Genomic DNA, 23,768 nt, shown 5'->3' on the forward strand with positions numbered 1-23,768 from the left:
GCACACACGCGGGAATGCGCCATCCGCCCCGTAAAAAAAGCTGTCAAACGCCGTTGACAGCTTTTCGTTGTTGCCCCAGCAAAATCATTTCGCGGGCATGTTCTTCGGTTTTGGACGTGACTTCGGCACCCCCCAGCATCCGGGCCAACTCCTTGACGCGCTCTTCGTCGGAGAGCCGCTCTACCACCGTCATCGTCTCGTGCTCACTCATTTCCTTGCGAATCAGGAAATGCGCGTCAGCCAACGATGCCACCTGCGGCAGATGGGTGATGCAAAGAACCTGCCGTTTCTGTGCCACGCGGGCCAGTTTCTCCGCAATCGCCTGGGCCGCCCTGCCGCTCACGCCGGTATCCACTTCGTCGAAAATCAGCGTCTGGACCTGATCGGTGCCGGCCAGGATCGTCTTGATCGCCAGCATGACCCGGGACAGTTCTCCGCCAGACGCGATCTTGGCCAGCGGACGAAGCGGCTCGCCCGGGTTGGGGGAGATGAGAAACTCCACCTGATCAATGCCGTTTGCATCGACGCGCCATTTGGCACCTTCCAGCTCAATCCCGTCCTCATCCGGCACCCGGCGGACGTCGATTGCGAAACGGGCCCGTTCCATGTGCAGATCTTTTAACTGCTGCTCAATCTCCCGCGCCAGCCGTTCGGCGCATTCGCGGCGGATCACGGACAGTTCCTGCGCTTCCACGGCCAGATCGGCCGCCAGTTCGCTCAGCCGGTGCTCCAACTGCTGCAGGCGATCCTCATAGTGCTGCATCTCGTCCAGCTCGTCCTGGATCGCAGCGGCGTACTCCAGAATGTCGTCCACGTTTTTGCCGTACTTGCGTTTCAGGTTCTGGATCTGGTCAAGCCGCCGCTCCACTTCCGCCAACTGCTCCGGTTCGAAGTCAAGCTGGTCGCTGAGCTGGCGAAGCTGCTGCACCACGTCTTCCATCTGATAGTATGCGCTCTGAACCGATTCCACAATCGGCGCGAGCTGCTCTTCGTACGACGCGATCCGCTCCAGCTCGCTCATCGCGTGGCCAAGCCAATCAAGTCCCCGCTGATCTCCGTAGAGGGCGCGGTAGGCGTCCTGTATGCCGGCGTACACCTTTTCAATGTTCATCCATTTTTTTCGCTGTTTGAGCAGTTTCTCGTCTTCCCCCGGGGTCAGGGCGGCCGCCTCGATCTCGTTCAACTGGTATTGAAGCAGGTCAATCCGCTGCACCAGTTCCCGCTCGTTGCGAGCCATCCGCTCCAGGTCCTGTCTGGTCTTTTTGTAGGCGGCGTAAAGCTGAGCGTACTCCTTTTTGGCTGGGCCCAACTCCGCCTCGCCGTACGCGTCCAGCCAGTTGATGTGCTTGTCTGCCTGCATCAGCATGTGGGTGTCGTGCTGGCCGTGCACGGTCACCAGCCACGGCCCCAGCTCCCGCAGCATTGCCAGGGTGACCAACTGGCCGTTGATGCGGATGATGCTTTTGCCCTGGCTGGAGATGTCGCGGCGCACGACCAACGTGCCGTCCTGCTCCACAGCGACGCCGAAGCTCTCGCACAGCGCCAGCGCCGGGTGGCCGGCGGGCAGTTCAAACAACCCTTCCACTTCAGCCCGCGTCTCTCCGTACCGGACAAAGTCGGCGGAAGCTCGCCCGCCCAGAAGCAGGCCGAGCGCGTCGATGATGATTGACTTCCCTGCGCCGGTCTCCCCCGTGAGGATGTTCAGTCCGCGTTGAAAGGAAATCGTGACCGATTTGATGATGGCAAAATTGCGAATGGACAGTTCCAACAGCATCGTGTGCAACCACCTTTACAACATGTCCAGGAAGCGCTGGGTGACTTCCCGGGAGTTCTCCTTTGAGCGGCAGATGATGAGAATGGTGTTGTCGCCGCTGATGGTGCCCATGATCTCCTCCCAGGACAGGTTGTCAATCAGTTCGGCTACAGCATTGGCGTGGCCTGACAATGTTTTCAGCACAATGAAGTGGTCGGCGTAGTCGATGCTCACGTAGGAGTCCACCAGCATCCGCTTCAGTTTTTGGATCGGGTTGAACTTCTGCTCGACAGGCATCGAATACTTGTAGCGTCCGTCCGGAAGCGGCACTTTCACCAGGTGCAGCTCTTTGATATCCCTTGATACGGTGGCCTGGGTCACGTTGAACCCTGCTTCCCGCAGACGGTCCACCAGTTCGTCCTGGGTCTCCACTTCGTAATTGCTGATGATTTCCCTGATGCGAATCTGTCGTTGTCCTTTGTTCATTGCCATTACTCCCACTCACCTTGTAGTTTCGTGCGTATCGTTTCAAAAAAGCCGCCTGTTTTCCACTTGATCAGCGGCGTGACATGCGGGGACTTCTTGACAAAAATCTGGTCGCCGCCTTCCAGCCGATAGCCAAACTGGCCGTCGATGGACAGTCCCATCTCCTGGTGGATGGCATCCACCTCGATGCGAATGATCTGATTGGCCGACAGCACCATCGGACGGGCGGTCAGCGAATGTGGGGCCACCGGTGTCAATAGCAGCATATCCACGTTGGGTGCCACGATTGGCCCTCCCGCCGACAAGGAATAGGCGGTCGAGCCGGTCGGACTGGAGACAATCACACCGTCGCCGCTGAACGTCGCCACATAGTCGTCATCCACGTACACGGCGCATTGGATAATCCGGCAAAACGAGCCTTTGGCGATGCCGATATCGTTCATCGCGGTGTAGCTGGCCAGCGCCGTCCCGTTTCGCACCAGCGTCGCCTCCAGCATGGTCCGCTCCTCGATGTCGTACTTGCCGGAGAGCAGATTGTCCACGGCTACAGGCAGATCGTCCGGATCTGCTTCCGACAAAAAGCCGAGCGTCCCCAGATTGATGCCAAGTATCGGCAAGGAGCGGCCGGCCAACTGGCGGGCTATCCCAAGCAGCGTCCCATCGCCGCCCAAGACACACAGCAGTTGTGCTTCCCGGCCGATTTTTTCCAGCGAGGCTGCCAGCTCGGACCGCCCCACATCCGAGGCAATATGTTCATCAAGCAGGACGCGGGCCCCTCTCGCTTCCAGCAGGTACATCAACTCTCTGGCCACGATTCGGGCTTCCGGCTTCCCTTTGTTTGCTACGATACCAATCGATTTCATACGGCCCTCCCAAACGTCGTTGGTTGGAAATCCTTATACAAGTATACAACTTTTCATGCATATAAAAAAAGCCTCGATTCTGCGTGATCGAGGCTTTTTGTCCCACATTTCACTTCAATTCGCGATGGGCCACGGAAACCACTTCCGCCGTGTGCTTCAGCCAGGCGTCCGGAGTCAGGCCGCCCTCGCTTTTTCGCGCGTGCAGGAGAAACTCGATGTTCCCCTCGCCTCCAGTGATGGGAGAGTAATCCAATCCATGCAGAGAGAACCCGGTGTTGACAGCGAACTGGCCGATATCAACCAGCACCGCTTCATGAATATCCGGATCGCGGACGATGCCGTTTTTGCCGACGTTTTCCTTGCCCGCTTCAAACTGCGGCTTCACGAGGGCAACCACATCCCCGCCCGGTTCCAGAAAGCGGTACAAAACGGGCAGGATCAGCTTCAGCGAGATGAAGGAAACGTCGATCGAGGCGGCGTCCGGCCGCTCATCGTCAAATGCATCCGGGTCCATGTGGCGAAAATTGGTTCGCTCCATCACTACGACACGCTCGTCCTGCCGCAGGCTCCAGGCAAGCTGTCCGTACCCGACGTCAATCGCGTACACACGGCGCGCGCCGTGCTGCAGCGCACAGTCGGTAAAGCCGCCCGTCGACGCGCCAATGTCCATCATCACTCTGCCGTTCAGATCAATCCCGAACACGCGCAGCGCTTTTTCCAGCTTCAACCCGCCGCGGCTGACGTAGGGATGCACCTCTCCCTTTACGGTGATCGGCGTGTCTTCAGGAATTTTGGTCCCCGGCTTGTCGCAGCGCTCGCCGCCCACCAGGACCAATCCGGCCATCACGGCGGCCTTGGCCTTTTCCCTTGTTTCAAAAAACCCTCGTTCGACGAGGAGCACGTCTACCCGTTCTTTTTTCATGCTTCCACAACGCCCCTTGTCATGGGCAGCAGGGCGCGCACGCGGGCAGCGATGGCGTCTGCCGTCAGCCCCACTTCCTCGCGCTGTTCCTTCACGCTGCCGTGTTCCACAAAGTAGTCGGGCACCGCCACCACTTCCACGCGCACCTGATGAAACCCGGCCGCCGCCAGACATTCGAGAACGGCGCTGCCAAAACCGCCCATCGCCGCTCCCTCTTCGACGGTGACGATGTCGTAGCCTTCCCGCGCCAGGCGGAACAGCAGCTCCTCATCCAGCGGCTTGCAGAAGCGGGCGTTGACCAGCATCGGTTGGATGCCTTCGCTGTCAAGCTGCTCCACCGCTGCCTCCGCCAGTTCGAAGACGTGGCCAAACGACAGGATGGCGACGTTTTTCCCCTCACGCACCACTTCCGCTTTGCCGATCGGCAGGACCTGCAGCTCCTCGTCCATTTTTACGCCGCGAATGGCCAGACGCGGGTAGCGGAACGAGATGGGGCCGTCTTCGTAGGCCACCGCCGTTTTCATCATGTGGCGCAGTTCGTTCTCGTCCTTTGGCGCCATGATCACCATGTTGGGGATCGTCCGCATGAACGCGATGTCGTACATGCCCTGGTGTGTCTCCCCGTCTGCTCCGACCAGGCCCGCCCGGTCGACGGCGAAGATGACGTTCAGCTTTTGGCGCGCCACATCGTGAATCAACTGGTCGTACGCACGCTGCAAAAAGGTGGAGTAGACCGCATACACCGGTTTCAGCCCCTGCGTCGCCAGGCCGGCGGCAAAGGTACAGGCGTGCTGTTCGGCAATGCCTACGTCAAACAGGCGATCCGGAAATCGCTCACCAAACTTGAGCAGCCCGGAACCAGCCGGCATGGCCGGAGTCACGGCGACAATCCGTTCATCCGCTTCGGCGAGCTGGATCATCGTGTCCGCAAAGACGGACGTGTACGTCGGAGCAGACTTCGGCGTATGACCTGACTCGATCTTGTACGTTCCGATGCCGTGCCATTTGACCGAATCGGCTTCGGCGGGGGCGTAGCCCTTTCCTTTTTGGTAATGGCGTGAATCAGTACCGGCCCTCTGGTCTGCTTGGCTGTCTTCAGCGAGTCGAGCAGCAGTTCCAGGTTGTGGCCGTCGATGGGGCCGATGTAGGTGAAGCCCAGCTCTTCGAATAGCACGCCGGAGACCAGCAAATACTTCAAGCTGTCCTTGAACCGCTCCGCCAGATGGGCCAGTCTGCCGCCCACGGCGGGTATCGATTTCAGCAGGTGCTCCAGCTCTTTTTTGGCGTTCCGGTAGTTTTCGGCAGAACGCAGCTTGCCCAGGTAATTGTGCAGCGCGCCGACATTGGGGGCGATCGACATCTCGTTGTCGTTCAGGACCACGATCACGTTTTTCTTCTCGTGACCGATGTGGTTCAGCGCTTCAAACGCCATTCCCCCGGTCAGGGCGCCGTCCCCGATGATCGCCACGACATGGTGCTTTTCCTTTTTCAGATCCCGCGCGGTAGCCATGCCCATCGCCGCGGACAGGGACGTACTGCTGTGTCCCGTTTCCCAGACGTCATGCGGGCTTTCGCTCATCTTGGGAAAGCCGCACAACCCCTTGTACTGGCGCAGTGTCGGAAACAGTTCGCGGCGGCCGGTGAGGATTTTATGTACATAGGCTTGGTGACCTACGTCCCAGATCAATTTGTCTTCCGGACTGTTGAACACGTAGTGCAATGCGAGCGTCAGTTCCACCACACCCAGGTTGGGAGCGAGGTGTCCGCCCGTTTTGGACAAGGTTTCCACTAGAAACTGGCGAATTTCACTGGCCAGCATGTACAGCTGGGGCAGCGAACACGTTTTCAAATCCTGAGGATTGTTGACTGTCGTCAGCAGCATTTTGATTCCTCACTTTCCAGTCGTTCTCCGTCAATTGGCATGCTGCAATCCATAAATGATAACGCAAACATCCGCTGCGTTCAGCTTGCTTCATTATAACGGTTTCTTGGCGAAAAGACCACTTTCATCTGCCAGAGGCCCGCCATGCTGCCGTAATCACCCAGACTGTCCGCTCCGGGGAGAAAAATAAAAAGCCGGCTTTCCCTGCGGATAGCCAGCATTTGTCGATAAAAGTGGTTCAAAAGAACCGGGCGTGAATACCTGACCCGTTTACTTTGTCCGGTTCATCACGTAATCGGCCAGCGGGGCCAAGGCCGAATGTTCCAAGCCCGCTTCGGCAAGCGCGGCTTTTGCCTCCGCGATCAGCTGGACGAGCCGCTCTTTGGACGCCTCCAGTCCGAGCAGCGCAGGATAGGTGGCCTTCTGCCGGTCGGCGTCGCTGCCCACCGCCTTGCCCAGTTGGGCTTCATCCCCTTCCACGTTGAGGATGTCATCCTGGATTTGAAACGCCAGTCCGATACAGAGCCCATAGCGGGTCAGCGCGTCCATCTGCGCCGGCGTCGCCTCGGCCAACCACCCGCCGCCGCGCAACGCGGCAATCAGCAGGTCGCCGGTTTTGTGCCGGTGGATGTACTCCAATTCTTCCAGGTTGAGGCGTTTGCCTTCCCCTTCGATGTCTGCCATCTGCCCGCCGACCATCCCGGCGGAACCGGCCCGCTTTCCCAGTTCGGCAATCAGCCGGACGGTCGTCTCCGGCTTTACCTCCGGATCGTCCATGTACGCCTCGGCGATGTAGCCAAACGCACGCGTCAGCAGCGCATCCCCTGCCAGAATCGCGGTCGCTTCCCCGAACACCTTGTGATTGGTCGGTTTGCCGCGGCGAAGGTCATCGTCGTCCATCGCCGGCAGGTCGTCGTGAATCAGCGAATAGGTATGAATCATTTCCAGCGCGACGGCGTAGGGAATCCCCCGCTTCAGCGGCTTGTCCAGCGCTTCCAGTACCGCCAGCACCAGCATCGGACGCAGCCGTTTGCCGCCCGCCATCAAGGAATATTTCATCGATTCGTACAGTGTATGCGGCACGCCGTCCCGTTCCAGACCGGGAAGCAGGTGTTCTTCGATCAATGCCGTCTTTTCAGTCAGGTAGGAAGCGAAAGCGTCGGTCATTGCGCTTCGCCCTCCACGTGGAACGGCTTTTGCTTCCATTGGCCGTCTTCCTCCACCAACTGGGTGATTTTCGCTTCGATTGCATCCAGCTTTTGACTGCAGATGCGGGACAGCTTCACGCCTTCCTGATAGAGGCTGATCGCCTCCTCCAGCGCGATATCCCCCTCTTCCAGACGGTGGACGACTTCCTCCAGCCGCTTCATCGCCTCTTCAAACTGCATGTCAGTCTCTTGATCCGTCTTCTTCCGCGCCATTACGCTTCTCCTCCCGGTAAATCTGTTCCACGCGTGCCTGAGCACTGCCATCACTTAATCGTACCATGAGAGTGTCTCCGGGGGCAAACTGGTCGACTGACTTGATCAACCGCCCGTTGGCATATACCAGGGAAAAGCCGCGCTGCATCACTTTCAACGGGCTTAGCGCATCCAGTTGACCGATCCGAGCGGCAAATGCCATTCGCACCTCATTCACCCGCTGCCGGACCAGCTCATCCAGGCGAGACCGATGCGCGCTGACGGCCCGCCTGCGCTCCGCGACCGCTTCCGTCGGCCGGAACCGTTTCAACTGGGCAGCCACCAGTTCATACCGCTCCGTGCGACGGCTCACCAACTGCTTCATCGCCTGACGCATGCGGCTCTGCACGTCATCCAGGCGCTGCTGCGCTTCTTCCACCCGCCGCTTGGGCCGGCGCATGGCGTAGGATTGCATCAGGGTTTCCAGCCGTTTCCGTTCGGAAGCCATCCGTCCGCGCAGCGCCCTGTGCATTCGCGCGTCCAGCTGCTTGACTCGTTCCACCCACTCCAGGTAATGCGGCACGGCCAGTTCGGCAGCCGCTGTCGGAGTGGCCGCCCTCACGTCTGCGACAAAATCGGCGATGGTCACGTCAGTCTCGTGTCCCACGGCGGAGATGACCGGAATCCGGGATGCGGCGATCGCCCGCGCCACCTGCTCGTCGTTGAAGGCCCACAGCTCTTCGATCGAGCCGCCGCCCCTGCCGACGATCAGCACGTCGATGTCAGGCTGCTGATTGATGATGTGGATCGCCGCCACGATCGACGCCGGAGCTTCCGCCCCCTGGACGATCGCCGGGGACAGGACGATCTCCGCCTGCGGGTAGCGCCGTCTAATGGTGGTGCAGATGTCGCGGATGGCCGCACCTGTCGGCGATGTAACCACGCCAACGCGCTTGGGAAAGCGCGGAAGCGGCCGCTTCCGTTCCTGGGCAAACAAGCCTTCCGCAGCCAGCTTCGCCTTCAACTGTTCAAACGCCAAATAGAGGGAGCCCAGCCCGTCCGGCTGCATCTCCCTGGCGTACAGTTGATAGACGCCGTCCCGCTCATAGGCAGAGATGGAACCACGGACAATCACCTTGGTTCCATCTTTGGGCAAAAAGCGCAAAAAGCGGTTGTAGCTGGCGAACATGACCACTTTAATGCGGGACTGGCTGTCTTTCAATGTCAAGTACATGTGGCCGCTGGTGTGGTGGGTAAAATTGGACACTTCCCCCCGCACCCAGACGTCCTGCAGGTGCTGTTCCCGTTCCAGCACCTGCTTGATGCAGCGATTCAAGTCGCTGACCGTATATACATGTCGCGTGTCCATGCGCTCCCTCCCTTATCGGGCGGTTTGTTTTCTGGCAGCGGCGACGGTGTTTTTCAGCAGCATGGTAATCGTCATCGGGCCGACACCACCGGGGACGGGCGTGAGATAGCCGGCTACCTCCCGCACCTCCTCAAACTTGACATCCCCGACCAGCTTGCCGGTCTCAATCCGGTTGACGCCGACGTCAATCACCACAGCGCCCGGTTTGACGTGTTCCCGCCCGATCAAATGAGGCTTGCCTGCCGCCACGACGAGAATATCTGCCTGCCGAGTATACGCGGCCAGGTCCACCGTGCGGGAGTGGCACATGGTCACCGTGGCGTTTTCCTGCTGCAGCAGGAAGGAGACCGGCTTGCCCACGATGTTGCTGCGGCCGATCACGACCGCGTGCTTGCCTGCAATGGGCGTTCCCGTCCGCTTGATCAATTCCACGATGCCGTGCGGCGTGCAGGGAAGCAGTGTGTCATATCCGATCATCATGTTGCCGACGTTGAGGGGATGGAAGCCGTCCACATCCTTTTTCGGCGCGATGGCTTCGATCACCGCTTTCTCGGAGATGTGCGGCGGCAGCGGCAGCTGCACCAATATGCCGTGAACGTTCGGATTTTCATTCAATTGATGAATCAAGTCCAACAGTTCCGCTTCGCTGATGGAAGCGTCTTTGTAAATGACCTCCGAGCGGATGCCCACCTCTTGACACCCCCGCTCCTTGCCGCGAACGTAGGAGTGGGAGGCAGGGTCATCCCCCACCAAAATCACCGTCAATCCTGGTTCCACGCCCTGTTTTTTCAATTCTTCCACATCATTCGCCAATTCTGCGCGAATGTCCTGTGCAATGTCCTTCCCGTACAAAATGGTCGCTGCCATGGAGAAGAAACCTCCTTCATCAAGTTCGCTACCCTTAGTGTAGCGACTCAAGGAGTTTATGTAAAGGCGAATTTTAAAAAGTTCATATCCTCTTAACGTTCGCCTTTCAACTTCATCCATCCCAGCATTGCCACGCCGTATGCATTGTCCCCGGAGTACTCCGGGTCGCAAAAATAGAGACTGGCCTTGACGGCCGGGTGCTCCAGCCGTCTGATCAGACGCTCGCGGATGTACCGGTTGGCGGCGACTCCCCCGACGATGAGAATCTCCCGCGGCAGCCCCGCTTCGACAGCATGGCGCAGTGCCTTTTCCAGCGTATTGGCGATACACTGTTCTGTCGCCCTCGCAATGTCCGCCGGATCTATGGTCCCGCTTTCCACTGCCCGCAGCAGCGACGCCTCCGGTCCGGAGAAACTGAACGACATGCCGTCTACTGCGGACGCCACGCGAAACTCCCCTTTGGCTTCACATGCCATTTTTTCCAGGAAAGGACCCGCAGGAAACGGCAGTCCCAGCGCCACCCCGATCCGGTCCACCAACTGCCCGGCGTGGAGGTCGATCGTTCCGCCTATCTTCTCAATGCGGTATCCGGCCGCCTCCCGTTCGCATTTCAACAGCTCGCTCGTCCCGCCGGACAGGTGAACGGCGAGAAAGCTGTCGCCCTGAGGCCGTTTTTCCGCGGTGAACTCTCCTGCCGCGATATGCCCTTCCTGGTGGGTCGTCAACAGGCAGGGTACCCGCAGGTAGGCGGCCAGAGACTTCGCCAGCCCTTCCCCCACCTTGAACACAGGCATGTACGATCCCTCCACGGGACGCGGCTTTTCGCTGGCACATACCGCAACTATTTCGTAGTCGTTCCACTTCAATTGCTCGCTCAACTCCGGCAGGTTCATCACATGCTGAAAGACGGCTTCTGATTGCTGCAGGCCGCGCTTTCCTTCCTTCACCTTGAGAAGGCGCTTTGCTTCTGCCACAATCCGGCCGTCTTCCTCTGCCAAGCACAGCGATGTCCGGTAGTTGCTCGTATCAATTCCCAACAATACCTTCGTCATGCTGTCTCACCTGCTTGTTTTACGCCTGGGCGGTCTGGCGCGACTGCAAAAAGCTGGACAACACGCCGTTGATGTAACGGTGCGACTGCTCGTCACTAAACAATTTGGCGATCTCGATCGCTTCGTTCATCACGACTCTGTCCGGCACGTCCGGTTCGTACATGATTTCAAAAAATGCCAGGCGGAGAATGGCCCGATCCACGTTGGCAATGCGCTCCAACTGCCAGCCGCGCAGGAATTTGCGAATTTCCGCGTCTACCTCTTGCTGGTGCTTTAACGTGCCTTCCACCAGATAACGCAGGTACGACGGATCTTCCTCGCTGTCTTCCATGACGAGGTTCAGTGCGTCTTCCACCTGCACGTCAGCCATGTCGATCTGGAACAGGCATTGGACTGCTTTTTCTCGTGCTGTTCTACGTTTCATTGCGTTCACCTTCTACTCAAAAATCCGTTGCAAACGATGGTCCGACCATCACCGAAACTTGCCGGGCAGGATGCGGTCCAGGATTTCCCGCAAATCTTCCTTGTGGTCCAGCTTGCGGCCGATGTAATACCCTGTGCCGACAAACACGACAATCACCAGTGTATCCCAAAAACCGACGAAAAGGTAGATGATGCCGAAAAAAAGACCGGCCGCCACACCCAGTAGTTTCCCCTTGTGCTCCCACAACAACTCCCATAACATGCCGTTCACCCTCTATTCCACCCGCCTGCGGGCCGCGTAAATCTCAGACTGTGCCACTTCGGTGACGACGACAGCCACTTCGGAAATCATGACGCCGGCGATGCCTTCCACCTGCTCCTTGACAACGGTCTGCAGCTGCTGGGTCAAATCCGGCAGCGGGGTTTCCCCGTCCACAGAGACGCGCAGCAGGATCATGTTGCCGCTCTCGTGCGCCCTGACTACCGTTTTCAGATCGCGAACGCCTTTCACGCGCCGCGCCGCCCGCTCGGCGATCGTCTGGATCGTCTGCAGGGTAATGTTCACTTCCCCCAACTCACTGCGCTGCCGGATGCCCCGTTCCCTTTTCGGTTGGCGGGAGCGAAACGAACTGAAAAAGAAACGCAGGCTGACAATCAGAAAGATTATGGCGACGATCAGATACGCAGGATGGCTGCCGGTCAGCATTTGCTCCACATAGGGGCGCAGATAGGCAGCGGGGATCAGGCCGCTGGTCGCCCCGATGGCAACGCAGGACAGCACAATCAGGGCAAAGCTGTACAGCGTCAAGATAAAGCGGTCAAACAAATTCACACACATCTTCCTTTCGCCTTGTTTGAACAGGAGGCCATCCCGGCAATGATGAGGAAAATGCCCCCTGGCTAGCAGGGGGCATTGGTTCCGCTGCCGTCTAGCGAACCCGCTGGTACTCTTCTACGGCGGCCGGGGCTTTTTCTTCGCTCTTCAGCTCTACATCGACGATATGTACGTTTACTTCCACAACCGACAGCCCTGTCATGCTCTCGATCGCGTTGCGCACATTATCTTGAATATTCCGAGCGACATCCGGGATGCGGTGTCCGTATTTCACAATGATCGATACATCAACTGCCGCTTCGCGCGATCCCACTTCGACGCGAACGCCGCGAGCAATATTTTTACGGCCGAGCCGTTCGGCAATCTCGCCTACGAAACCGCCGCTCATATGGGCCACGCCTTCCACTTCCGAGGCGGCCATGCCGGCGATGACTTCCAAGACTTCGGGAGCGATCTGGACTTTGCCAAGCTCTGTTCTCTCTAAATCCGGAGTAAACTCTTCCATGCTTCGCACCTCCCTGCGGTTTTATACTCCATTATAGCAAGCACCCACTCATTTTACAAATCAAGGCAAGATCAGGCTTCATCCAGCTGAAGGTCATAGTTGTCCAGGAATTTGGTGTCAAACTCTCCGCTGATGAACACCTCGTGATCCATCACCTTCAAGTGGAACGGGATGGTGGTGGTGATCCCGTCGACGACGAATTCTCCGAGCGCCCGCTTCATCCGCTCGATCGCCTCCTGTCTGTCCTTGCCCCAAACAATCAGCTTGGCGATCATCGAATCGTAATACGGCGGGATGGTGTAACCGGCGTAGGCGGCGCTGTCCACCCGCACGCCAAAACCGCCCGGCGCCAGGTAGTTGTTGATGCGTCCCGGCGACGGCATGAAGTTTTTGGCTGGATTCTCCGCATTGATACGGCACTCGATCGCCCATCCGTTCAGCTTGACGTCGTCCTGGGAGAACGACAGCGGTTGGCCGGCTGCAACCAGAATCTGCTCCTTGATCAGGTCGATGCCGGTGACCAGCTCCGTGACCGGATGCTCCACCTGGATGCGCGTGTTCATCTCCATGAAGTAAAATTGTCCGTATTTGTCCACCAAAAACTCGACCGTGCCGGCACCGTGATAGTTGACCGCCTTGGCGGCTGCGACGGCGGCTTCCCCCATCTGCTTGCGCAGTTCCTCGCTGAGAGCGGGGGACGGCGCTTCTTCGATCAGCTTCTGATGACGCCGCTGGATGGAACAGTCGCGCTCGCCCAGGTAGACGACGTTGCCGTACTTGTCGGCCATGATCTGAATTTCCACGTGGCGCGGGCCTTCCACGAACTTCTCCAGGTAGACGCCCGGATTGCCAAACGCCGTTTTCGCTTCGCTTTGCGCCTGGCGGATTGCTTTTTCCAAATCCTCGTCGTTGACGGCGACGCGCATGCCACGGCCGCCACCGCCCGCTGTCGCCTTGACCATGACCGGATAGCCGATCTCATTTGCAGTACGGATGGCGTCGTCAATATCTTCGATCAGACCGTCCGTACCGGGCACTGTGGGCACGCCCGCCGCTTTCATCGTCTCCTTGGCGGTGGACTTGTCCCCCATCTTTACGATCGCTTCCGGGTCCGGCCCGATAAACGTGATGTTGCAGGCGGTACAGATTTCGGCAAAGTCGGCGTTTTCGGCCAAAAAGCCATACCCCGGATGAATCGCGTCGGCGCCCACCTTGGTCGCCACGCTCATGATGTTGGCAATGTTGAGGTAACTGTCTTTGGACGCCGTCGGCCCGATGCAGTACGCTTCATCCGCCATCTTGACGTGAAGCGCGTCACGGTCTGCTTCGGAGTAGACCGCGACCGTCCGAATGCCCAACTCGCGGCAGGCGCGGATGACCCGTACGGCAATCTCGCCGCGGTTGGCAATCAACACTTTCTGGAACATTCCGCTCTCCTCCACTTTATTCAGGCTTTACCAGGAACAGCGGTTGACCGAATTCCACCAGCTGGCCGTCTTCGACCAGCACCTTCACGATTTCCCCGGTCACTTCCGCCGTGATTTCGTTGAACAATTTCATCGCCTCTACGATGCAGACCACCTTGTCCGGCGTGACCTTGTCACCCGGCTGCACGTACGGCGGTTTGCCCGGCTCGGGAGCGCGGTAGAAGGTGCCGACCATTGGCGACACGATCTTGTGCAGGTTGGCTTCTTCCTGTGCCGGTGCCGCCGGTTTTGCTGCTTCCGCAGGCGCGGGGGCTGCCGGCGCTTCCACTGCCGTCACCTGAGCCGCCGGAACAGCAGCGGGTGCCGCCTGCACGACCGGCTGCGGAATTACGACCGTCTCGGCTTCTACCGATTTTTTCAGAGTCACTTTCGTCCCGTTCATTTCCAGTTCAAATTCATTAATGGAAGATTGATCGATCAACTTAATGATTTCGCGGATTTCATGAATTTTTAACACGCGTACGCACTCCTTTGTTTCAATGGATGTCCAGGGAGTTTACAAGAGTATGTAGGATCAGGTCATAAAACCATGGTAGCCTGTCTCCATCCCCAACGTCAAGAAAGGATTTCCCCTCTGCTCTCGCTGGAGAAGAGGGAAAATCCTTACAAGCATACCCGATTCAGCCGCACTTTAGTATGGCCAAAAACGCGAGTATGGTCTAAAACGCGAATGGGTGGATGAATCACCCCGCACGCCTACGAAGCCTGGAACCTGACGGTCACGTTGCTGGCGGAGACGTTCAGGTGCTGTTTCACTTGGGCGATGATGTCCACGACTTCATCGGCATTCAGTTTGTCTTTTTGGACGATTACCGTCACCTTGCCGTCCTGCACGAACACGACCGCGTCTTTGTAGCCGCTCGCCTTCAGCATCTCTTCCAGCCCCATCGTGGCTGATTCGAGCTTGGACAGCTCGTCGTACTTCGCTTTTGCTTCGGCGACCGCCTGCGGCGTGGCATCGGCGCTGCTCATGATTGCCAGCTGCTCGTCTTTTTGCTGCTGGGTCTGCGCTTCCCGTTTCATCTTGTAGCCTTGGAAGATCTCGGCCGCCGACTCACCCACCGTCATCAGCGCGCTGTCTTCCTCCTGCTTGTCGGCAGCCTGCTTCGCGTCATCCGGCGCAGCGGCTGGCGTTTGGGACGAATCTGCGTTTGCCTCGGCTTTCCCTTCCACAGGTTTGGCGTCCGGCGCCGGTTTGTCCGTTTGCTTGGTTTCCACGATCACACCATCCAGTTGGTCCTGCTGCTCCTGGCCTAACGCCGGCATCTGCTCCTGCGGCCCCTTCACCAGGTAGTAGCCGGACAGGACAACCATCACCGCCAGCATCGTCAACAACCATACTGTCTGTTTTCTGAGCATCATCTGCCATTCCTCCTAACCCTTTTTGGGCAAAATGGATATCTTGTAAGCGGGGACGTCCAGCACTTTTTGGACGGCCTCGGTGATCCACGCCTTGACCTGAATATTGTCGGCTCCCTTGGCGACGACCAGCACGCCCCTCACCCGGGGTTTCAACGTCTTAATCACTACCGGCTGATCCTGCTTCCCGCTGATTACGACCACCTGCTCGTCGCGCGACTGTTCGCTCTGATTGCGGGTAGCCCGATCCTTGTCCGTCTCCTGATTGGTGGAAGAACGCGTGTTGCGGTTTTTCTCCACGACCAGCTCCGGGGTGGAATCCAGGTTTACCATGACTTCGACGCTGCCGACTCCGATTACATTGCCGAGGATTTCCCGCAGCTGCGTCTCGTACATGTTCTCGTATTCAGCGATGATGTCGGGAGCGGACGATCCTCCAATGGCCGGCACGCTCGCTTCACCGTCCGGCGGGCCGGTCGGATTGCTGCCCTCGACTCCGAAGCTGAGCGGCTGATCCCGCTCCACTTTCAGGAAGTCGGTCAAAATCATCACCGCCATGCCGATGCCCATGATGACGATGAAGTAATGGATCGGCCTCAGCTTTTTGTCGCCGCCATCCCCCTCCCACAGTTTTTTCAGCTTGGCAAACACGTCCTTCACCTCGCTCATATGATTCCTTCTTCAGCGCTGTTCACCCGGCCGGCCGCGACAGGACGACCACCTGCTCCTCCGTCAATCCCCACTGCTGGGCGACGTCGCGGGCAATCCGCCTGTACAGGGGATTGTCTTGCTGCTCCGCCTTCGGCACTTCCGCCGGGTCAACAGAGGACGGCGGCCTGCTCAGATCGATGTGCACCGGCTGAAACGGCTCAATCGGCTTGATCTCCCCGGAAGACCGCTCCCTCTCCTCTCCCACGATCAGTTCGATGCGGCGCAGCTCCGGCTGTTGGGCGCTTTGCTCCAGGGTTACGTTCACGCCGCTAAGCTCCAGTCCGTACGCCTCTTTTACGCGGGCGCGGACCGCTTCCTCCACCTGCTTCTGCACGTACGCCCGCACCTGCTTGTCACGCGCGCCCGCCAGCTTTTCTGCGATGCGCTTCCACTCGGCATCGGCGGGGCGGTCCAGCTCTGCCTGATAGCGGTCAATCTGGAGCGCCAGTTCTTCCTGCGAGAGATTGAACAGGGAAAAAACGGGCGAAATGATCGTCAGCAACAGAATCAAACCCATGACCATTTTGACGTACCGCTGCAGACTGGTATTGGGCAGGATCAGATCGAGAAAGGCGGCGAGCAGCACCAGCAGGATGATTTTTTTCAGCCACAAGGTCAGCCATGTCATTCGCTTCACCTACCGAACCATCATGGAGATGTTGCCGGCCGCGATGATGATGGTAATGGCGAGAAAAAACATCAGACCCACCGTTGCCAGAGCGGCAAAGACGAACACGAGGCTTTTGCCGATCGTCCCGAGCGCACTGATGATCGGGCTGTTGCCAAGCGGCTGCAGCACCGCCGACGAGAGATTGTAGATCAGGGCCAGCACCAGGATTTTGATGGCCGGAAACGCGCACAGGATGACGAGGATCAGCACGCCCGCCAGACCGACTGCGTTTTTTACCAGGAGCGACGCATTCAGCACGGTGTCGGCGGCGTCGGAAAACATCCGTCCCACGATGGGGATGAAGTTGCCGGTGAGGTATTTGGCCGTCCGCAGCGTCACCCCGTCCGCCACCGCCGAGGTCGCCCCCTGGATGGAGATGACGGCGAGGAACATCGTCAAAAACGAGCCCAGCGCTCCCATCGCAATATTTCGCAGCAGCGTCGCCAACTGTGTCACCTGGTACCGCTCCGAAAACAGGCTGGCGATGGACAGCATGGCGGACAGAAACAGCAGCGGGAAAATGATCGCGGAAATGAACAGCCCGCTGGTGTTGATCATGAAGATAATCAGCGGATGAAACATCGTCGCCGACGCCAGGTTGCCCACGGAGGCGAGCAGGGCTATCACCAGGGGAATCATCGCCAGCATGAAGTCGGACATGTTGTTGATCGCGTCCTTGGCGTAGGTGATGGCCACGTGAAAGCTGTTGATTGCCAGCACCATCAGCACCAGATAGGCAATGGAGTAGGCGACGATGGTGACCGTGTTCCGTTCAAACGCGTTTTGCATCGTTTCCAGGATCATCGCAAACACGGTGATGATGATGATCGAGCTGAGCAGTTTGCCGTTCATCAAAATCTCGTGAAGGAAGAATTTGGCCATGCCCTTGAGAAACCCCGTGATGCTGAGCTCCCCTTGCTGCATCAGCAATTGGATGAAGCCAGGTGCTTTCACGTCGGGCAGGTAGCCCTTGTACTCGCGCTGGAGCTGCCGCCAAAACTGCTCCACACGATCCAACTCGAGGCCGTCCGCTTGATCCTTGACCAATTCGTCGATGGTCTGGGCGGCGGGAGCGGGTGAAGCCGATACGGTGACGGCCGGCAGCACCACCAGCAGAATCAGCAGGATGACCGACAAGCCTGCACGCGCCACACGCATCTGCATCCCTCCTCTCCCTTACGCCGGCAATAGGTTAATCACGGTTTCGATGATGATTTGAATGATCGGAACGGCCATGACCAGAATCAGCACCTTGCCCGCCAGCTCAATTTTGGAAGCGATTGCTCCCTGGCCCGCATCCCGCGTCATTTGAGCGCCAAATTCGGCAATGTAGGCAATTCCGATGATTTTGAGGATCGTTTCCAGAAAGACGAGATTCAGATCAGCCTGCACGGCCAATTTCTCGAGAATGCGGATCACTTCGGCGATCTTGCCGATGAGAAAGTAGAAGATGAACACGCCGCTGGCAAGCGCCAGAAGAAAGGCGAACATCGGCTTCTGCTCCTTGATGACCAGCGCGAGAATCGTAGCCACCAGTCCCAGCCCGACGATCTGCACGATTTCCATTCTGCCTTCCCTCCTCAGTTGAACAGGAAGACGCGTTTTACCTCGGAAAACAGGTCACCAATAAAGTGAGCCACCATGTACAGCACGATGATGAACCCCACCAGCGTCGCCCAGTGCGCGATGTCTTCCTTGCCCGCCTGCTTCAGCACCGTGTGCAGAATGGCCGTGATAAACCCAACCGCCCCGATCTGAAAAACAGGTGTCAAATCAAAATCCACTGTGAACACCTCGCCTTTAGAACATCAGGATGACGACCAGCAGGCCGCACAGGAAGCCGAGGCTTTTGTACATCTTTTCGTACCTCCCTTGCTCTGCGCGCGCCTCTTCTTCCAGCCCGCGCAAATGGGTGACGGCAAGGCGCAAATGTTTCTGCTGGTCTTCCCGGTCGGACGAGCCGAGAACCTGCCCCAGGCTGCTCAACACATCTCGTTCCTGCCTGCGCAGTGCTGTCTGCGGCCAATGTGCGTCGATCGCCTGCCGGAGGGCGTCTTCCGCCGTCTGGGCCCGCTCGGTGATCAACAGCTCGGCCGCAGTCAAAAACAGACGGCCCACCTCGTCCGGTACGCGATGTCCAATTTTGACGAAGGCACGGTGCAGGGGGGTCAGACCGTACACGATTTCCGTCTCCAGCATCTGCAAGGCGACCAGCAGGGCGCGCAGCTGCACGGGACGAAACGCGTAATTGCGGCCGATCTGCCAGCCGATCATGGACGCGGAGAACAAAATCAACACGGCGCCAATCAGCTTAACCATGCGATTTTCTCCCTATCCACCCGAGTCAGGCTGCCATCGTAAACCGCTTCGACCGTCCCTACGCCATTTGTCCTGCTGAGCAGGATGTAGCGGGAAAACGCGCCGTACTGGATCAACCTGCCCAGTGTTGGTCGCTGAGCCACTTCGCTGACGTCGGCGCCGTGCGCGGTGCAGATGACCGCTACCCCGGCGTGAATTGCCTCCCACACCGCCTCTCCGTCTTCGGTCCGGCCGATTTCGTCGACGATCAGCACATCTGGCGACATCGAGCGAATCAGCATCATCATCCCGACTGCTTTGGGACAAGCATCCAGCACATCGGTGCGAGGTCCGACGTCCCGCTGCGGCACGCCGTTGAGGCAGCCGGCCAATTCGGAACGCTCGTCCACAATGCCGACTTTCCGGCTGGACGCCCATTCGTTGCCGTAGCTTAAAGAACGGGCGATATCGCGCAGCAGCGTCGTTTTTCCGCACTGCGGGGGAGAAATGATCAGGGTGTTGTGCACGCGTCCATTCTCGAACAGAAACGGAAGCACGCGGTGTGCCGCTCCTTTTTTCTCGCGGGCGATGCGGATGTTGAAGCTGGTGACGTCGCGGATGCCTTTTACTTCTCCCTTCTCCATCACCACTTTGCCGGCGATGCCGATGCGATGGCCGCCGACGACGGTGATGTATCCCCGCTTCAGCTCTTCTTCCAGCGCGTATAGCGAGTGTTGGCTCACCTGGTTGAGCAGCTTGACCGCCTGCTCCTCTGAAAAGATCCACCCCTGTCTGGCAATCGCGGTCAGCTGGCCGGAAGGCGTCACATAGCTGGACTGCTGTCCGTAACGTATTTCCATCGGCTGATTTTGCCTAAGGCGTATCTCCTCCAGATGCTCTCTGACGGCGGAGGGCAGCGCTGTCAGAATGCTGCGGACGGACGCCGGCAAAATCGCCATGATCTCCTTCACCATCGTCCCCTCCTTTTGCGGCTGGCGGGTGGTGCCAGCCTTTGTCCACTTTGACTTACCTCCATCCTATGCGCCCATGGACGAGTTTTATGCCAAGAAAAAACGCCTGCCGCAGGGCAAGCGCCAAACGGCAGACGCGCATGCGAAGAGACAAGCCAGATTGACCGGCAAATCCGGCCGCGAGCTCGTATGTCTGCCGGAATCGATGTACTCATGTCGGGTTGATCGGCTCGTACTCGGCTTCGTCGCGATACGGCTCGACGATGTAGTGGTGGTAGCCTTCACCGTCCACACCTTCGTGAAAAAAGAGAACCTCCCGGCAGGATGGACACTCAAGGGCGTGCGACGACAAGACGTGATCACGCTCTCCTGTCTCGTACAAATGCGCATCCTCATCGTCATCGTGATCGGCGAATGACTCGTACGCTGCCTGCCCATCCACGGAACAGTCCTCTACGGTCTCGTACAGGGCCTCATCGTCGTTGAACAGGTACAGCTCCACGTCTTCCAGGTCTTCGTCGATGGCCTCCGCGTAACGCTCCGTTTCTTCCACGCGGGCGTGCAGCTCGCGGAACGCACCGTAGATGTCGTCGACCAGTTCAATCATCTCCGCGAGAATCTTTCCCTCTCGGCTGTTCTCCTGTATGTCCAGTCCTTCCGCCAATCCGCGCAGATAGGCAATGCGGTTTTCCAACGTTTCCAACATGATGGGCTTCCCTCCTCTAACCGGTGCTTGCCCTATTGTTCCCGAAAGACGTTCTGGTTACCAATCCAATCTGCCGAACATGTCCGCTTACTTGCGCACGCCGATAAAGATGCAGACGATGCCGAGGAAGATCCAGGCAATTTTGGTGAAACTGATCCGGTCCGACATGCCGATCAACCCGACGGTCGTGGTCGTCAGCAGCACCAGCGGCCCAACGATTGCCAGACTGGAGTTGATCAGCAGGGCCTTTTCCACTTGGTTCACCTTCAAGATCAGCAGGGCGACCAACAGTTCAAGCGTTCCGGACATCATCCTGAGCGCAGCCATCCCGAGTATTGCTTTTTCCCACATCCAGCCTCGTCCTCCCTCCTCTTCCTCACTCTATGCCCGTCCTCGCCGGTTTCATCACACCTTTTGGCTGGGCAATAGCCTATGGGCGGTTGGCTCACTCCTTTTCGGCCGCCTACATACACTGAAGCAAACGCCTAAAAAGAAATGAGGAAACCGCCAATGCTAGACAGCGACATCCCATTCTGGCCCGTGAGCTGGTCTGATCCGTTTGGCGAGCGGCAATCCAAACCGCGCTCCCGCGGATTGACCATGGTCATCGACAAAGGGCTTGGGCTGAACACCTTTCAAGATCTGATGGAACTGGCCGCGCCGTATATCGACATTTACAAACTGGGGTTTGGCACTTCGACGCTCTATCCCGCCGGTGTTCTGTACCAAAAAGTGGCGCTCGCCAAGGCACTTGACCTGCACATCATGCCGGGCGGCACCCTGTTTGAGATTGCCATCCGCCATTCGTCACCGGAAGCGTACATGGCCAGGCTGCTTGACCTCGGTTTCAACGCGGTGGAGATTTCCGACGGAACCTTTCCGCTCTCTGACGACATGCGCCGTCGGGCAATCGCTGCTGCGGCAGACGCGGGGTTGACGGTATACACGGAATTTGGCAAAAAAGCAGCCCATTTCCGGGCGGAACGCGACGATCTGCTGCGCACGCTGGAACAGGATGTGCGCGCGGGCGCCAGCTACGTGATCGTGGAAGCGCGGGAGAGCGGAACGGTCGGCGTGTTTGACTGCGAAGGCATGGTGGATCACGCGTTTGTGCAGGAGATCGCCCAGGCGGCCGGGGACCTTGCCTGTCGGCTGATCTGGGAGGCGCCGCACAAGGAACAGCAGGTGGCCTTGATCCGCACCCTGGGGTGTGACGTCAATTTGGGAAACGTCGCCTATACAGACATCCTCGCCGTGGAGACCCTGCGCCGGGGCTTGCGGGCGGATACGGCGGCTTTGCTGGAGGGAAGGAGGATCGCTCCATGAGAATAGCGGTGGTGCCGACCGTGGAGGAGATACGTTTTGATCAAATCAGCAACCGCGTCGTCGTGGTGATCGACGTGCTGCGTGCCTCCAGCACGATCGTCACCGCTTTAGGCAGCGGATTTCAAGAGGTCCTCCCGGTGGAGACGATCGGCCAGGCCCACGCGCTGCGCTCGGCCGAAAGCGTTCTTGCCGGTGAACGGCACTGCCGCAAGATCGCCGATTTCGACTGCAACAATTCGCCGACTGAGCTGGCCCGACAGACCCGTGCCGGACGGCAGTTGGTTCTCACCACGACCAACGGCACTCGCGCGATTCAAAAAGCCGAGCGGGCCCAGGTTCTTGTCATCGGCTGTTTTTTGAATGCCACCTCCTGTATCCGGTACGCCCTGTCGCACAAACTGGACATCACGCTGTACTGTGCCGGCACTCGCTCCGAGTTCGCCCTGGAGGACGGACTGGCCGCCGGCCTGATGATCCACACAGCACAACAAATGCGCCCCCACATCCAGGTGTGTGACCTGGGGGAGGCGCTGAAAGCGAGCTATCTGTACGTATGCGACCGGCTGGAAGAGGTGATGGCTCGCACCACCACGGGCAAACGGCTGACCCAGCACCACTGCGAGGAAGACATCCGCTTCTGCTCCCAGATCGACCGCTACCAGTTGGTTCCGGTGGTGAAGGATCGACGCATACTCCCAACCCTTGTCTCATAAAGTGTAAGCAGAACAGGGACAGGGGTTTTGATGCCGATGATGCCAGGAGAAGTGATGCTTGTCATCCTGATCGTGATCGGGCTGCTCGGACGATCGCCGATCATCGCCACAGCCGCCAGCATCCTGCTGGTGTTAAAACTGACCGCACTGGAGCGATTTTTTCCCGCCGTCGAACGGCGCGGGCTGGAACTGGGCCTGTTGTTTTTGACCATCTCCGTGCTGGTGCCGTTCGCCAACGAAAAGATTTCCTGGCGGGATGTAACGCCGTTGTTTACGACAGTGATGGGCCTGCTCGCCATGGCAGGCGGCGCCATCGCCACGTGGATGAACGGAAAGGGGCTTGACCTGCTGCGCGCCGAGCCGCACATCATCGTCGGTCTGGTGATTGGCTCCATTTTTGGCATCGTCTTTTTGCGCGGCATCCCTGTCGGGCCCTTGATGGCGGCGGGCATCACCGCATTTGTTCTCAAGCTCTGTGAGTGGTTTGGCGGACGGACGTAACCGTCCGCTCAGTGTGTTGACAATCCGGCAAAGAAAAAAGGCTGTACCCTGTTTGGGTACAGCCTTTCGTGCAAACATCCGCGTTTATGCGCGGGAAACGTATTGTTCCGTGCGCGTGTCGATGATCAGCTTGTCGCCTTCTTCTACGAACAGCGGCACGTTGACCACAAAGCCGGTTTCCAGCGTTGCCTTTTTCGTCACGTTGGACGCAGTGTCGCCTTTTACGCCCGGCTCGCACTCGGTCACTACCAGTTCAACCGTGTTCGGCAGTTGAATACCGATGGTCTCACCGTTGTACTGCATGATCTGTACGTTCATGTTTTCCTTGAGGAATTTCAGTTCGCGCTCAATTTGCTGACGCGTGAACGTGATCTGCTCGTACGTCTCGGTATTCATGAAGGTGTACTCGTCACCGCTGTTGTACAGGTACTGCATTGTCGACGTTTCAATACGGGCCGGGTTCACCTTTTCACCGCCACGGAACGTCATTTCCGTGATGTTGCCGTTGCGCAGGTTGCGCAGCTTGGAACGAACGAAAGCTGCACCTTTCCCGGGCTTTACGTGTTGGAATTCGATTACCTGATAAATGTTGCCATCTACTTCGATGGTCAAACCAGTACGAAAGTCGTTCACAGAAATCATGGTAGTCCTCCCAATCAACGAATAACA

The 23,768-nt window shown here is 58.3% G+C and carries 29 protein-coding genes and 1 pseudogene; 3 read left to right on the plus strand and 27 right to left on the minus strand.

Annotation, left to right across the window (positions count from 1 at the left end; genetic code table 11):
• Positions 1-43: 43 nt before the first annotated feature.
• The 26 genes and pseudogenes from recN to Q7F15_RS11685 all read right to left on the minus strand — a co-directional run bounded on the left by recN (position 44) and on the right by Q7F15_RS11685 (position 20,910).
• Positions 44-1,774 (minus strand): DNA repair protein RecN, encoded by a 1,731-nt coding sequence (recN, locus tag Q7F15_RS11560; protein WP_171565598.1) that lies wholly within the window; start codon positions 1,772-1,774, stop codon positions 44-46.
• A gap of 15 nt (positions 1,775-1,789) precedes the next feature.
• Positions 1,790-2,239: a transcriptional regulator AhrC/ArgR gene (gene ahrC / locus Q7F15_RS11565; protein WP_171565599.1), complete on the minus strand. Its 450-nt coding sequence runs from the start codon at positions 2,237-2,239 to the stop codon at positions 1,790-1,792.
• A 5-nt stretch (positions 2,240-2,244) separates the two neighbouring features.
• On the minus strand, positions 2,245-3,102 hold the full coding sequence (locus Q7F15_RS11570; protein WP_171565600.1) for an NAD(+)/NADH kinase: 858 nt from the start codon (positions 3,100-3,102) through the stop codon (positions 2,245-2,247).
• A 109-nt stretch (positions 3,103-3,211) separates the two neighbouring features.
• Positions 3,212-4,024: a TlyA family RNA methyltransferase gene (locus Q7F15_RS11575; protein WP_304414386.1), complete on the minus strand. Its 813-nt coding sequence runs from the start codon at positions 4,022-4,024 to the stop codon at positions 3,212-3,214.
• Positions 4,021-5,906: pseudogene (gene dxs, locus Q7F15_RS11580) on the minus strand (1-deoxy-D-xylulose-5-phosphate synthase). Before dxs ends, Q7F15_RS11575 begins: the two are co-directional and overlap by 4 nt.
• 270 nt (positions 5,907-6,176) lie before the next feature.
• A complete protein-coding gene (locus tag Q7F15_RS11585; RefSeq protein WP_304414387.1) occupies positions 6,177-7,073 on the minus strand; it encodes a polyprenyl synthetase family protein in 897 nt (298 codons plus the stop codon).
• Complete coding sequence (gene xseB / locus Q7F15_RS11590; protein ID WP_171565604.1) at positions 7,070-7,327, minus strand: exodeoxyribonuclease VII small subunit; 258 nt, start codon at positions 7,325-7,327, stop codon at positions 7,070-7,072. The genes Q7F15_RS11585 and xseB overlap by 4 nt, the downstream gene beginning before the upstream one ends.
• Complete coding sequence (gene xseA, locus Q7F15_RS11595) at positions 7,296-8,675, minus strand: exodeoxyribonuclease VII large subunit (RefSeq protein WP_304414388.1); 1,380 nt, start codon at positions 8,673-8,675, stop codon at positions 7,296-7,298. The genes xseB and xseA overlap by 32 nt, the downstream gene beginning before the upstream one ends.
• 12 nt (positions 8,676-8,687) lie before the next feature.
• Entirely contained in the window at positions 8,688-9,542 is an 855-nt protein-coding gene (folD, locus tag Q7F15_RS11600; protein WP_171565606.1) for a bifunctional methylenetetrahydrofolate dehydrogenase/methenyltetrahydrofolate cyclohydrolase FolD, read from the minus strand.
• A 92-nt stretch (positions 9,543-9,634) separates the two neighbouring features.
• The gene (locus Q7F15_RS11605; RefSeq protein WP_171565607.1) at positions 9,635-10,594 is read right to left on the minus strand and encodes a tRNA (adenosine(37)-N6)-threonylcarbamoyltransferase complex transferase subunit TsaD; all 960 of its coding nucleotides are present in this window, start codon (positions 10,592-10,594) and stop codon (positions 9,635-9,637) included.
• A 19-nt stretch (positions 10,595-10,613) separates the two neighbouring features.
• A complete protein-coding gene (nusB, locus tag Q7F15_RS11610; RefSeq protein WP_171565608.1) occupies positions 10,614-11,018 on the minus strand; it encodes a transcription antitermination factor NusB in 405 nt (134 codons plus the stop codon).
• A 48-nt stretch (positions 11,019-11,066) separates the two neighbouring features.
• A complete protein-coding gene (locus tag Q7F15_RS11615) occupies positions 11,067-11,279 on the minus strand; it encodes a DUF2273 domain-containing protein (RefSeq protein WP_171565704.1) in 213 nt (70 codons plus the stop codon).
• Between the two features lie 12 nt (positions 11,280-11,291).
• A complete protein-coding gene (gene amaP / locus Q7F15_RS11620; protein WP_304414389.1) occupies positions 11,292-11,849 on the minus strand; it encodes an alkaline shock response membrane anchor protein AmaP in 558 nt (185 codons plus the stop codon).
• Positions 11,850-11,946: 97 nt separating this feature from the next.
• Complete coding sequence (locus tag Q7F15_RS11625) at positions 11,947-12,357, minus strand: Asp23/Gls24 family envelope stress response protein (protein WP_029099468.1); 411 nt, start codon at positions 12,355-12,357, stop codon at positions 11,947-11,949.
• 71 nt (positions 12,358-12,428) lie between these two features.
• Entirely contained in the window at positions 12,429-13,784 is a 1,356-nt protein-coding gene (gene accC, locus Q7F15_RS11630; protein WP_304414390.1) for an acetyl-CoA carboxylase biotin carboxylase subunit, read from the minus strand.
• A 16-nt stretch (positions 13,785-13,800) separates the two neighbouring features.
• A complete protein-coding gene (accB, locus tag Q7F15_RS11635; RefSeq protein WP_171565611.1) occupies positions 13,801-14,301 on the minus strand; it encodes an acetyl-CoA carboxylase biotin carboxyl carrier protein in 501 nt (166 codons plus the stop codon).
• 239 nt (positions 14,302-14,540) lie between these two features.
• On the minus strand, positions 14,541-15,206 hold the full coding sequence (locus Q7F15_RS11640) for a SpoIIIAH-like family protein (protein WP_171565612.1): 666 nt from the start codon (positions 15,204-15,206) through the stop codon (positions 14,541-14,543).
• 12 nt (positions 15,207-15,218) lie between these two features.
• A complete protein-coding gene (gene spoIIIAG / locus Q7F15_RS11645) occupies positions 15,219-15,872 on the minus strand; it encodes a stage III sporulation protein AG (protein ID WP_171565613.1) in 654 nt (217 codons plus the stop codon).
• A gap of 22 nt (positions 15,873-15,894) precedes the next feature.
• Positions 15,895-16,542, minus strand: coding sequence for a stage III sporulation protein AF (spoIIIAF, locus tag Q7F15_RS11650; RefSeq protein WP_304414391.1), 648 nt, complete (start codon positions 16,540-16,542; stop codon positions 15,895-15,897).
• 9 nt (positions 16,543-16,551) lie between these two features.
• A complete protein-coding gene (gene spoIIIAE / locus Q7F15_RS11655; RefSeq protein WP_171565614.1) occupies positions 16,552-17,742 on the minus strand; it encodes a stage III sporulation protein AE in 1,191 nt (396 codons plus the stop codon).
• 18 nt (positions 17,743-17,760) lie between these two features.
• Entirely contained in the window at positions 17,761-18,150 is a 390-nt protein-coding gene (spoIIIAD, locus tag Q7F15_RS11660; RefSeq protein ID WP_171565615.1) for a stage III sporulation protein AD, read from the minus strand.
• 14 nt (positions 18,151-18,164) lie between these two features.
• Positions 18,165-18,368 carry a stage III sporulation protein AC gene (gene spoIIIAC, locus Q7F15_RS11665; RefSeq protein WP_171565616.1) on the minus strand — a complete coding sequence of 68 codons (204 nt, stop codon included), beginning with the start codon at positions 18,366-18,368 and terminating at the stop codon, positions 18,165-18,167.
• A gap of 16 nt (positions 18,369-18,384) precedes the next feature.
• Positions 18,385-18,903, minus strand: coding sequence for a stage III sporulation protein SpoIIIAB (gene spoIIIAB / locus Q7F15_RS11670; RefSeq protein ID WP_171565617.1), 519 nt, complete (start codon positions 18,901-18,903; stop codon positions 18,385-18,387).
• Complete coding sequence (gene spoIIIAA / locus Q7F15_RS11675) at positions 18,891-19,853, minus strand: stage III sporulation protein AA (RefSeq protein ID WP_171565618.1); 963 nt, start codon at positions 19,851-19,853, stop codon at positions 18,891-18,893. Before spoIIIAA ends, spoIIIAB begins: the two co-directional genes overlap by 13 nt.
• A 211-nt stretch (positions 19,854-20,064) precedes the next feature.
• Entirely contained in the window at positions 20,065-20,559 is a 495-nt protein-coding gene (locus Q7F15_RS11680) for a CD1247 N-terminal domain-containing protein (RefSeq protein WP_171565619.1), read from the minus strand.
• 87 nt (positions 20,560-20,646) lie between these two features.
• Complete coding sequence (locus Q7F15_RS11685; RefSeq protein WP_171565620.1) at positions 20,647-20,910, minus strand: YqhV family protein; 264 nt, start codon at positions 20,908-20,910, stop codon at positions 20,647-20,649.
• A 159-nt stretch (positions 20,911-21,069) separates the two neighbouring features.
• Here Q7F15_RS11685 and comA point away from each other — a divergent pair, with 159 nt between their 5' ends.
• From comA to Q7F15_RS11700, 3 genes are read left to right on the plus strand one after another with little or no spacing between them, the layout of a single operon-like run.
• Positions 21,070-21,885, plus strand: coding sequence for a phosphosulfolactate synthase (comA, locus tag Q7F15_RS11690; protein WP_230076847.1), 816 nt, complete (start codon positions 21,070-21,072; stop codon positions 21,883-21,885).
• Positions 21,882-22,598: a 2-phosphosulfolactate phosphatase gene (locus Q7F15_RS11695; RefSeq protein ID WP_171565622.1), complete on the plus strand. Its 717-nt coding sequence runs from the start codon at positions 21,882-21,884 to the stop codon at positions 22,596-22,598. Before comA ends, Q7F15_RS11695 begins: the two co-directional genes overlap by 4 nt.
• A 36-nt stretch (positions 22,599-22,634) precedes the next feature.
• Positions 22,635-23,099: a DUF441 domain-containing protein gene (locus tag Q7F15_RS11700; protein ID WP_171565623.1), complete on the plus strand. Its 465-nt coding sequence runs from the start codon at positions 22,635-22,637 to the stop codon at positions 23,097-23,099.
• Between the two features lie 84 nt (positions 23,100-23,183).
• Here the strand turns inward: Q7F15_RS11700 and efp are convergent, their stop codons facing one another.
• Positions 23,184-23,741 (minus strand): elongation factor P, encoded by a 558-nt coding sequence (efp, locus tag Q7F15_RS11705; protein ID WP_029099452.1) that lies wholly within the window; start codon positions 23,739-23,741, stop codon positions 23,184-23,186.
• Positions 23,742-23,768: the final 27 nt, after the last annotated feature.

It is taken from the genome of Brevibacillus aydinogluensis, assembly GCF_961514395.1.
Taxonomy (GTDB): domain Bacteria; phylum Bacillota; class Bacilli; order Brevibacillales; family Brevibacillaceae; genus Brevibacillus; species Brevibacillus aydinogluensis.